The sequence below is a fragment of the Streptomyces sp. adm13(2018) genome (genome assembly GCF_008042145.1).
In the GTDB taxonomy this organism is placed as follows: Bacteria; Actinomycetota; Actinomycetes; order Streptomycetales; family Streptomycetaceae; genus Streptomyces.
Genome location: NZ_RDBH01000082.1, coordinates 11,007 through 20,876 on the forward strand (window position 1 = coordinate 11,007; position 9,870 = coordinate 20,876).

The 9,870-nt window shown below is 74.2% G+C and carries 10 protein-coding genes; 4 read left to right on the forward strand and 6 right to left on the reverse strand.

The features are described 5' to 3' along the window. From EAO70_RS07460 to EAO70_RS07480, 5 genes are all read right to left on the reverse strand, one after another. A partial coding sequence (locus EAO70_RS07460; protein WP_261992730.1) for an enoyl-CoA hydratase/isomerase family protein occupies positions 1-911 on the reverse strand: 911 nt, incomplete at its 3' end. A 154-nt stretch (positions 912-1,065) separates the two neighbouring features. Beyond that, a complete protein-coding gene (locus tag EAO70_RS07465; protein WP_148002221.1) occupies positions 1,066-1,749 on the reverse strand; it encodes a GNAT family N-acetyltransferase in 684 nt (227 codons plus the stop codon). A gap of 297 nt (positions 1,750-2,046) precedes the next feature. Beyond that, positions 2,047-2,763, reverse strand: a complete 717-nt coding sequence (locus tag EAO70_RS07470; RefSeq protein WP_148002222.1) for a ribonuclease H — start codon at positions 2,761-2,763, stop codon at positions 2,047-2,049. Between the two features lie 62 nt (positions 2,764-2,825). Continuing rightward, positions 2,826-3,743: an AAA family ATPase gene (locus EAO70_RS07475; protein ID WP_261992731.1), complete on the reverse strand. Its 918-nt coding sequence runs from the start codon at positions 3,741-3,743 to the stop codon at positions 2,826-2,828. A 3-nt stretch (positions 3,744-3,746) separates the two neighbouring features. Beyond that, positions 3,747-4,955: an RNA ligase gene (locus EAO70_RS07480; RefSeq protein WP_148002223.1), complete on the reverse strand. Its 1,209-nt coding sequence runs from the start codon at positions 4,953-4,955 to the stop codon at positions 3,747-3,749. A gap of 190 nt (positions 4,956-5,145) precedes the next feature. On the opposite strand from EAO70_RS07480, the gene EAO70_RS07485 reads away from it, so the two are divergent. The 4 genes from EAO70_RS07485 to EAO70_RS07500 all read left to right on the forward strand — a co-directional run bounded on the left by EAO70_RS07485 (position 5,146) and on the right by EAO70_RS07500 (position 9,235). Beyond that, positions 5,146-5,469 (forward strand): hypothetical protein, encoded by a 324-nt coding sequence (locus EAO70_RS07485; protein WP_148002224.1) that lies wholly within the window; start codon positions 5,146-5,148, stop codon positions 5,467-5,469. Between the two features lie 193 nt (positions 5,470-5,662). Further along, positions 5,663-6,244: a dienelactone hydrolase family protein gene (locus tag EAO70_RS07490; RefSeq protein ID WP_148002225.1), complete on the forward strand. Its 582-nt coding sequence runs from the start codon at positions 5,663-5,665 to the stop codon at positions 6,242-6,244. A gap of 225 nt (positions 6,245-6,469) precedes the next feature. Further along, positions 6,470-7,672: a YncE family protein gene (locus EAO70_RS07495; protein WP_148002226.1), complete on the forward strand. Its 1,203-nt coding sequence runs from the start codon at positions 6,470-6,472 to the stop codon at positions 7,670-7,672. Positions 7,673-7,852: 180 nt separating this feature from the next. Continuing rightward, entirely contained in the window at positions 7,853-9,235 is a 1,383-nt protein-coding gene (locus EAO70_RS07500; protein ID WP_148002227.1) for an NAD(P)/FAD-dependent oxidoreductase, read from the forward strand. 71 nt (positions 9,236-9,306) lie between these two features. On the opposite strand, the gene EAO70_RS07505 is transcribed toward EAO70_RS07500, so the two are convergent. Continuing rightward, positions 9,307-9,870, reverse strand: a 564-nt coding sequence (locus EAO70_RS07505; protein WP_148002255.1) for a hypothetical protein, incomplete at its 5' end; no start/stop codon positions are given.

Consider the following 9,870-nt stretch of genomic DNA (forward strand, 5'->3'; position numbering starts at 1 on the left):
TCGACGAGGTCGGGGCCGGTGAGCGAGCCGCAGGAGACCCGGAACTCCAGGTCGAGGACCTCTTCGAGGGTCGCGAGGGTCCGTGCCCGGCGCAGGGTGGCCAGGGTCGCCTTGAGGGCGGTCGGGGACTTCGTGAGGAGGGTGGTGGCCGTCTCCTTGGCGGCGGGCACGCCTGAGTCGAGGAGGCGCCGCACGATGTCCTCGACGCTCTCGGCGGGGTAGCAGGCGTCGATCCAGTCCCGCTGTGCGGGGAGGACACCGGGCGGGGCGGCGGCGGAGTGCCGGGCGACGGCCTCGTCGGCGGGGAGCCGGGTCAGGTCCCGCACCAGGGAGGGAAGTTCGGTGGAGGGGACGAAGTGGTCGGCGAGACCGGTGAGGATCGCGTCGGCGGCGCCGACCGGGGCGCCCGTGAGGGCGAGGTGGGTGCCGAGTTCCCCGGGGGCGCGTCCCAGGAGGTAGGTGCCGCCGACGTCGGGGACGAAGCCGATGCCGGTCTCGGGCATGGCGACGCGGGAGCGTTCGGTGACGACGCGGACCGAGCCGTGGGCGGAGAGGCCGACCCCGCCCCCCATGACGATGCCGTCCATGAGGGCGACGTACGGCTTCGGATAGCGGGCGATGCGGGCGTTGAGCCGGTACTCGTCGCGCCAGAAGGCGGCGGAGGCCGAGCCGCCGTCGCGCGCGTCGTCGTGGATGGCACGGATGTCGCCGCCGGCGCAGAGGCCGCGTTCCCCCGCGCCCCCGATGACGACGGTGGTGACGTCCGGGTCGTGCTCCCAGGCGGTCAGGGCCTCGTCGACGGCGAGGACCATGGCGTGGGTGAGGGCGTTGATGGCGCGGGGGCGGTTCAGGGTGAGGAAGCCGGCCCGGCCCTCCGTGCGGAGGAGTACGTCGGCGGTTCCGGTCGGCACGATCGCTCGGTCCCTTCGGTGGCGCGGGTCGCTGTCACGCGCGTGAGCGCGGGTGGCTGTCGCGCTCACGGTACCGGCGGGTCGGGACGCGGTGGGAGGGCGGCCCACCGCCACGACGGGGAGGCGGGCCCCCGTCGCGGCGGTGGTCGGGGGGTCAGGCCGGGAGCAGGTCCTGCGGGACGCGCACCTGGCGGGGTGTGGAGAGGCGGAGCTCGATGATGTCGCGGACGGTCGGCCACTCCTCGTCGAGGATCGAGTAGAAGGCCGTGTCGCGGACGGCTCCGTCGAGCCCGCGGGAGTGGGCGCGGCGCACCCCCTCGCAGCTCGCTCCGAGGCGCTCGATGGCGATTCTGGAGCGGGTGTTCCGGGCGTCGGCGCGCATCGTGATGCGGCGGACGCCCCAGGCTTCGAAGGCGTGCCGGAGCATGAGGTACTTGGCCTCGGTGTTGATGCCGGTCCCCCGCGCGTCACCCGCGATCCAGGTGTTGCCGATCTCGGCGGCGTCCGGCACGGAGGTCAGCGGATCCCCGTGGGGCATGCCGGGCACGGGCGGCCAGACCAGCGGCCCCCGCCAGTAGTCGAGTTCGAGGAACCGGGTCGAGCCGACGACCCGTTCGTCGGCGGTACTGACGAGAGCGAAGGGCAGGCATCGTCCCGCCGCCTGATCCGTCAGGGCACGGGCGATGTAGTCGAGGGCCGATTCGAGGCCGTCGGGTACGGGGGTGAAGGCGTAGGCCGCTCGGTCCGCCCCGCCGGCCCGGGCGAGGGCTTCGGCGTGCCGCATCGCCAGCGGCTCCAGGCGCACGGAGCGCCCGGTCAGGAGAACAGGTACTGGCACGGAACCTCGGGTCTTTCACGGGCAGGGAAAGCTTCCGCCGAGGGGTCGCCGCGGCGGCAGCAGGAGGGAGGTTCTCGCCGGTGCCGACCACGTCAGAGAGCGACAAATGAGCAGGTAGATCGGTTCGTCACCGGTGGCGAGGAGGACAGTATGCAGCCACAGGCGCTCGGAGAACAGAACCCCCGGCGAACCCGCCGACACGCCTGGGTGAAGGCTGTCCCGTACCCGGGTGGACCGGTCTCAAGCACCGGACGTGGCCGCCCGCCACTCGGACGGCCACCGGTTCCGGAGGGGGGGTCACACGCAGGCGGGGTGACCCCAGCCGTCGGGGTTCTTGGCGATGGTCTCGCCCTTGTCGTAGGCCTTGCCGCAGCGGCAGCGGCCCGGGAACCGCGCTTTCAGGGTGGCGCCGGAGGAGCGCGTCCGGCGGGTGCCGGAACCGCCGGCGGAACCGGCCTCGGAGGCGCCGCCGGAGCCGGACGGCGCTGAGGAGCGCGCGCGGGGCGCGGAGGCGCGTGTCGGGGTCTCCGGGGGCGGCAGCGGGGCTCCGGCCGCCGAGCCGGCGGGCTCCTGGGTGCGGGCGGTGTGGCTGGCCGCGCGGTCGGCCGCGTCGTTGAGGGGGTCGCCGTCGACCTGGTGCGCGGCCACGTAGACGAAGTCGACGGAGCGGCCGGTGAGGAGCGCGTCGATCCGGACGACCAGGTCCTTGTTGGCCACGGGGCTGCCCGAGGAGGTCTTCCAGCCCTTCCGCCGCCAGCCCGGGAGCCAGGTCGTGACGGCCTTCATGGCGTACTGCGAGTCCATGCGGACCTCGACCGGCGTCGCCGGGTCGAGTGTCTCCAGCAGGCGTTCCAGGGCCGTGAGTTCGGCGACGTTGTTGGTCGCGCGGCCGAGCGGCCCGGCCTCCCAGCTGTCGATCGAACCGTCGGCGCGGCCGATGACCCATGCCCAGGCCGCGGGCCCGGGGTTTCCCTTCGACGCGCCGTCGCACGCCGCGATGATCTTTTCCACCATCCCACGATCCTGACACGGCTCCGGGGGTGGGCGGTGCCACCCCCGGAGGCGTGCGGTGCGGGTCAGAAGTCGCCGTAGGCGACCTGCCAGGTGGGCAGTCCCATCCGGCGCCAGAGCGCGACGACGCGGTCGCGGTCGTCCAGCGAGACGCGGACGGCGTACCGGTGGCGCACATGGGCGTCGAACAGCTCGGCCTTCACCAGGTCGTCGCCGCGGCCGTCGCCGGAGGCCCGCATCCAGAGCTCGTCGTACGGCACCTCGTGGCGGGCGAGCCAGGCCTCGGTGATCTCGCGGTGGTCCTCGCTGCGGCCGGACAGGAGGACGATCCGGTCCCGCTCGGTGTGCCGGAAGGCGCGCAGGGCGTCCCGTACGGAGATGTTGGGCAGGTCGCGGTCGCAGTGCGTGAAGTCGTACGGGCCGCGGTCGACGCGCAGGGCGAGGGTGCCGTCGATGTCGCACATGACGGCGGTGGGGAGGCTCGGGTCGGGCACGTAGGGCTCGCCGAGCGTGGGGCGGTCGTTGAGCCAGTCCGCGGTGAGCCGCCAGCCGCCCCGGGTGGCCTTGGCGTGCTTCGCGGCGAGGATGCGGATGATCTCCTCGCCGACGGGCCGCTCACGCTCGGCGTCCCGTCGGACGCACTCGTCGACGGGGACGTCGGTGAAGTCGTGGACGGCGAAGGTGGCGAGGCCTCCCACGGCGGCCTTCAGCCGCTTCGGGATGTACGGGGTCAGATGGGTGTTGTCGACGACGACGTCGAAGCCGTCGTCGACGGCCGCGCGCACGGCGGCGTCCTGGATGCCGAGGACGGTCTGCTCGTGCCGGTGGGACCGCTCCCGGTCCGGCGAGGGGATGTCGAGCATGGCGCGGAGGTCGTCGAGGTTGACGCGCCGCATGTTCCCCTCGGCGGCCGCCTGCAGGGCGCGGGCGGCCGTCGTCTTCCCGGAGGCCGGGAGTCCGGTCATGACGTGGACGACAGGCACGGTTCAGTTCTCCTGGTCGTGGGCGAAGGGGTCGGAGGTCTCGGGGCGCAGTCCGCGCCAGACGAGGAGGTCGGTCGGGCGCCCGTCGAGGCGCAGGAAGAGGGCGGCCCGCAGACCGCGGTCGGGCACCTCGGCGGCCGCGCGGGCGAAGGCACCCCGGTCGCCGGCGAGGTGGGCCAGCCGGGCGTACGTCTCCTCGACGGCCCGCTCGCGGTCGGCGGCCGCGGTTTCGAGGCCGCCGACCACCTCCCGTACCCAGCTGTCGAACTCGTCCGGGACCTGCTCCAGGAGGGCGTCGAGCGGCTTGCCGCCGTCCGCCTCGACCTCGGCCACGGAGCAGCCGAGGCCCTTGGCGACCGTGCCGGCCGGGAGGGCGGCGAAGCGCTGGATGCCGTGGCCGCGCCAGATGTCGCGCTCGGTGACACCGGTGAGGACCTTGTGGAGGCGCACGTACTCGGCGAGCTTGGCCTTGGCCCGCAGGCCGGAGGCGAAGCGCAGCACGAAGCCCTCGGCGTCGGTGCCGGTGGCCCGGTGGCCGCCGGGGAGGGTGTTGGACTCGGTCAGGGCGACGAGTTCGGCGATGCCCACGGCGGGCCAGGTTCGGACGACGGACCCCAGGGGCCGCCAGCCGTCGGTGGCCTCCGCCAGCGGGACCTCGGTGCCGTCCGGGCCGAAGGCGGCCAGCAGCACGAGGTCGCGGCGCTCGCCGTAGTTCACGACGATCCGGTTGCCGGGGTAGAGGATCTCGGCGAGGTACGTGACGCCGGGCGCCAGGCCCGCGGTGTCGGCCGCGTCGAGCCGGCGCTGCGCCCAGGTGGCCTGGGCGCTGGTGAAGGAGCCCTTGGAGGCGACGTGCCAGCGGCCGTCGTAGTGGAAGACCACGGCGAGGCTGCCGTCGACCTTGTCGTACAGCTCGAAGGGCTCGTCGGGCAGCGGTGGGGCGTAGGGGCGCCCGGCGGCGTGTTCGGAGACGTTGAAGAACTTGGGGAGGGGGAGTGCGACGATCCGTCCCGTGGCGTCGTCGGCGACGAGGCCGCGGCAGCGGGTGGTCGCCCGGTTCCAGTGCTGGGCGTACTGGCACGCGCGCGTGTACGTGTAGATCGACAGCGGCAGCTCGGGGTGACTCTTGCGCGTCACGTGCCCGTCCGCGAGCGCGGCGGCGAGTTCTTCGGACGGCATCAGGTCGTGCAGAGTCAGGGTCGCCTGGCTCATGGGGTCCCTCCCGGGTGTTCGATGATCCATTGTCGGCGCGGGAAGCCCGGGAGGACAGCGGTTTTCCGGGGCGGGGCCGGGCCGCCGGGTGGTGTCCGGGGGCTCGCCCCGGGGGCTGTCGGTGCTGCCCCGTAGACTCGCCGTCTCCCCGTCGGTGACCTCACCGGCGCAGACGAAGGAAGCGAGCCCCATGAACCACGCGGACGGCACGGCACCGATCTACGCCGAGCTCATACGGGAGCGGGGGGATGTTCCGGGTGACGTCCGCCAGGTCGCCGAGGAGGTCATGCGGGACCTGAGCCGGGTCATCCAGGTGCCGCCGCAGGGCGCCCCGGGGCCGCAGCAGGGCGTCGTCGCGCACGCGGGAGGAAACGCGCTCCCGGTCCACCAGGGCGGCGGGGGACCCCAGGGTGGCGCTCAGCACCCCGGTGTCGGCGGTCCGATGGGGGTCGGCGGCCCCTCGGGTGTCGTGGGCCAGGCGGGCGCCGTCCTGCCGCACCGGCCGATGCGCTAGCCGGTCCTTCCCCGGGCCGGTCCTTCCCGGGCGTTCCCGGGCTGGTTCCTCCCGGGCGGTCCCCTGGCCGGCCCTTCCCCGGTGTTCCCCGGGCCGGTGTCTCCCGGGCGTTGTCGGTGCCGTGGGCCATGCTGCTGGCGGACGGCCCGTGCCGCAGGGGCGGGGGTCGCGTAGGACGACTGGGGATGACGACATGGCCGAGGTTCTGCTCTTCCACCACTGTCTCGGGCTGACCGCGGGAGTCGGCGCGTTCGCCGACGAGCTGCGGCGCGCGGGGCACACCGTGCACACTCCCGACCTGTACGAGGGCCGGACCTTCACCGACCTCACGAGCGGCGTGGGGCACGCCCAGGAGGTCGGCTTCGGCACCCTTCTGGAGCGCGGCGAGCGGGCGGCCGCGGACCTGCCCGCGGAGATCGTCCACGCCGGGTTCTCGCTCGGCGCGCTGCCCGCGCAGAAGCTGGCGCAGACCCGGCCGGGATCGCGCGGGGCACTGCTGTTCAGCGCCTGCGTACCGGTGTCGGAGTTCGGCGCGGAGTGGCCGGAGGGCGTCCCCGTGCAGGTGCACGGGATGGACGCCGACCCCTTCTTCGTCGACGACGGCGACCTGGCGGCGGCCCGCGCGCTGGTCGCGGACGCCGCGGACCGCAGGCTCTTCCTGTACCCCGGGGACGCGCATCTGTTCGCCGAGCGCGGGACGCCGTCCTTCGTGCCGGAGGCGACGGCCCTCTGCCTGGAGCGGACGCTCTGCTTCCTGGACGGTCTCCCGCGCTGATCCGCCGGGCAGGACACGCCCTGGCGCGCTGGTCCGCCGGGGGGGGGGCACGCCCTCGCCCCGTTCGGGGTCGTCCGATCGGCCGACCCCGGTGTCGTCCGTCCCGCGAGCGGACCGGGGCCGGGCGGCGGACCGTGCCGGACCGGGGTTGGACGGAGGATCGGGGCAGGGTGCGGACCCGTCTCCGGACGGGCCGCCCGTGTCCGCCGTACCGAGGAGTCCGTCATGCCGAAGAACCGCCGTGCGTCCCGTACCGCCCGGGTGCTCCTGCCCGGGGCCGTGGCCGTGGTCCTGCTCGCCGGCTGCGCACAGGGCTCCGGCGAGGCGGCCTCCGCGCCCGGGTCCGAGGCGGCCTCCGCGCCGGGGTCCGCGTCACCGGGCGGAACGTCTTCCGGCGGCTCCCCCTCCGCGTCCCGGGCTCCCGCGACCGTGGCACCCTCCCCCGCCGGCGGGCCCGCGGCGGGCACCCTCCTGGTCGCCGACTTCGGCTCCGACACCGTCACCTTCGTCGACCCGGCGCGGGGTCCCACGGGCTCGGTCGAGGTGGGCACCGCGCCCTACGGTCTGGTGCTCGGCGAGGACGGGCGTGCCTGGGTGGCGACCGCCGAGGGGGTCGCGGTCGTCGACACCACGGCCAGGAAGCGGATCGCGCTCGTCCCGTACGAGACCGACACCGGTCCGGTGACCAACGGCGAGTACCGGGGCGGCGGCATGGGCATCGCACTCGCACCGGACGGCCGCCGGGTGTACGTGGGGGTCAACGTGCCGGGCGGGAACGGCACCCTGGAGGTGATCGACACGGCGGCCCTGCGGGTCACGGACGCGGTGCCGGTCGGCCGGCGCCCCTTCGACGTGGACGTGTCCCGCGACGGCGGCGAGGTCTACGCGACGAACCACGACTCCTTCGACGTCACGGTCGTCGACGCCGGGACCCTCGCACCGCGCCGGGTGGAGGTCGCCCCGTACGGCACGGAGGGCGGGCTCGGTTCCTGGCTGAAGCCGCACTACACGGCCGTCCGGCCGTCGGACGGAAGGCTGCTCCTGCCCTTCGAGGGCGAGCGGCTCGCGGTCGTCGACCCGCGGACGGGCCGGACGACCATCGAGCCGATGACCGCCGACACCCACCAGCACGGCACCACGGTGACGCCCGACGGCACGCTCTTCACGGTCGGCACGGGACCGATCGACCCGGCCGAGGACGAGGGCCCCTCGCTGACCGCCCGGAGGCCGGACGGCGCCGAGCGGGTCTACCCGCTCGACGGGCCGCACGAGGACGTGGCGGTCTCCCCGAACGGCCGCACCGCCTATGTGACCGGCGGGTTCACCCGCGACGGCTACTGGGACGGCCTGAGCGTCGTCGACCTGGAGTCGGGTGACACCCGGCGCCTCGCGGCCGGTTCCCGGCCGCTGGGGATCGTCGTCCTCTGACCCGCCCGGCACCGCCGCGACCGGGGCCCGGCGGAACCTCGGCGGACCGCGCCGAAGGGCGATCCGCCGCCTTTGGCGATAGAAAGGACGCATCCCGGGTAGTCGGATGAAAATTTCCTATGCGGCTTGATCATCCCGATGCGATGGCTTCTTGCACGCTCCTACGGAAGGGCGGACAGCGTGACGCGACCGAGGATTCTCGTGGTGGGCGCCGGCTTCGCCGGAGTCGCCTGCGTACGGCGGCTCGAACGGCGCCTCACGGAGCGGGAGGCACAGCTCACGCTCCTCTCCCCGTTCTCGTACCAGCTGTACCTGCCCCTGCTCCCCCAGGTGGCGGCGGGGGTGCTGACCCCGCAGTCGGTCGCCCTGTCGCTGCGCCGCAGCGAGCGGCACCGCACCCGGATCGTGCCGGGTGGTGTGGTCGGCGTGGACACGGCGGCGAAGGTCTGCGTGGTCCGGACGATCGCCGGGGAGTACGTCACCGAGCCCTATGACCACCTGGTGCTCGCGCCCGGCAGCGTGACCCGCAGCTTCGACATCCCCGGGCTCGCCGAGCACGCCCGCGGGATGAAGACCCTCGCCGAGGCGGTGTACGTCCGCGACCACGTCATCGCCCAGCTGGACCTGGCGGACGCGAGCAACGACGAGGAGGAACGGGCCGCGCGGCTGCGGTTCGTGGTGGTCGGCGGCGGCTACGCCGGCACGGAGACGGCGGCCTGCCTCCAGCTGCTCACCCACAACGCGGCCAAGCGGTACCCGCGGATCGACCCCAAGCTCATCAAGTGGCACCTGGTCGACATCGCGCCGAGGCTCATGCCCGAGCTGGGCGAGAAGCTGGGCACGGCGGCGACGGACATCCTGACGAAGCGCGGCATCGAGGTGTCGCTGGGGGTGTCGGTGGCCAAGGTGGACGACCAGGCGGTGACGCTCACGGACGGGCGGGTGCTGCCCAGCCGGACCCTCATCTGGACGGCGGGCGTGGCGGCGAGCCCGCTGATCGGCACGCTCGGCGCGGAGACGTTCAAGGGACGGCTCGTGGTGTCGGCCGAGATGGCCGTGCCGGGGTTCGACGGTGTGTGGGCCCTCGGGGACTCGGCGGCCGTACCGGATCTCGCCAAGGGCGAGGAGGGGGCGATCTGCCCGCCGACCGCCCAGCACGCGATGCGGCAGGGCAAGGCGGTCGCCGACAACCTGGTGTCGACGCTCCGCGGCGAGCCGACACACCCGTACGTGCACAAGGACCTGGGGCTCGTGGTGGACCTCGGCGGCATGGACGGCGTCTCGAAGCCGCTCGGTGTGGAGCTGCACGGGGCGCCGGCGCAGGCCGTCGCCCGCGCCTACCACTGGGGGGCGCTGCGGACCAACGTGGCGAAGACCCGGGTGATGACGAACTGGCTGCTGAACGCCGTCGCCGGGGACGACTTCGTACGGACCGGGTTCCTGGCGTCGAAGGCGGGGACGCTGCGGGACTTCGAGTACACCGACGCGTACCTGACCCCGGAGCAGGTGCGCCTGCACACCGGCGCGTTCCGCGGGGCGGTCGGGACCGGCGGAGCGAACTGAGGACGCGCGCGTCGGCCGGGGCCCGGACGGGCCCCGGCCGACGCGCGTCCGCGGTGTCCGACGCAGTGGCGTCAGCCGGCCAGGTCGGAGGCGGGGCCCATGACGATGACGGGCTCCTCGGCGGGGTCGAGCGCCCGGATGAGACGGCGCAGCGGCTCGCGTTCGAGGGTGATGCAGGCCTGGGTGGGGCCGCCGTGGTCGACGTGGATCCAGACCCCGCCGCCCTTCTCGGCGCCGAGCGGTCGCTCCTTGTCGAGCGGGCTCCGGCCGGGGACACGGTTGTAGTCGATGGCGATCACATGGTCGAAGGAGCCTTCGAGGGGTTCGCCGGAGAGGCCCGTACCGCTGATGGCGAACTCGGGGTCCTGGTCGTAGGGGAGGCGGGAACCGGGGTCGGGCAGTCGGCCGCCCGCGTCGTCGAGCCGGAAGACCCCGATGGGGGTCCGCAGGTCGCCGGCCGTGTGGTCGGCGGTCCAGCCGCGCAGCGCGTTGTGCGTGGGCCAGGGGCCGGCCGCCGCTGTCCAGCCGCCGCCGGGGCCCTTCTCGTAGAGGGTCGCGGTGGAGGTGCTGTCGTCGGCGGTGGATCCGGTGACGACGAGGGCCTGGCCGGTGCCGTCGGGGACGAGGGCCTGGGT

Excerpts from the sequence above, each read along its gene's own strand:
- EAO70_RS07490 (WP_148002225.1), top strand. The coding sequence starts at position 5,663 with ATGGCCGAGGTTCTGCTCTTCCACCACTGTCTCGGGCTGACCGCGGGA.
- EAO70_RS07480 (WP_148002223.1), bottom strand. The coding sequence starts at position 4,955 with ATGAGCCAGGCGACCCTGACTCTGCACGACCTGATGCCGTCCGAAGAA.
- EAO70_RS07495 (WP_148002226.1), top strand. The coding sequence starts at position 6,470 with ATGCCGAAGAACCGCCGTGCGTCCCGTACCGCCCGGGTGCTCCTGCCC.
- EAO70_RS07470 (WP_148002222.1), bottom strand. The coding sequence starts at position 2,763 with ATGGTGGAAAAGATCATCGCGGCGTGCGACGGCGCGTCGAAGGGAAAC.
- EAO70_RS07485 (WP_148002224.1), top strand. The coding sequence starts at position 5,146 with ATGAACCACGCGGACGGCACGGCACCGATCTACGCCGAGCTCATACGG.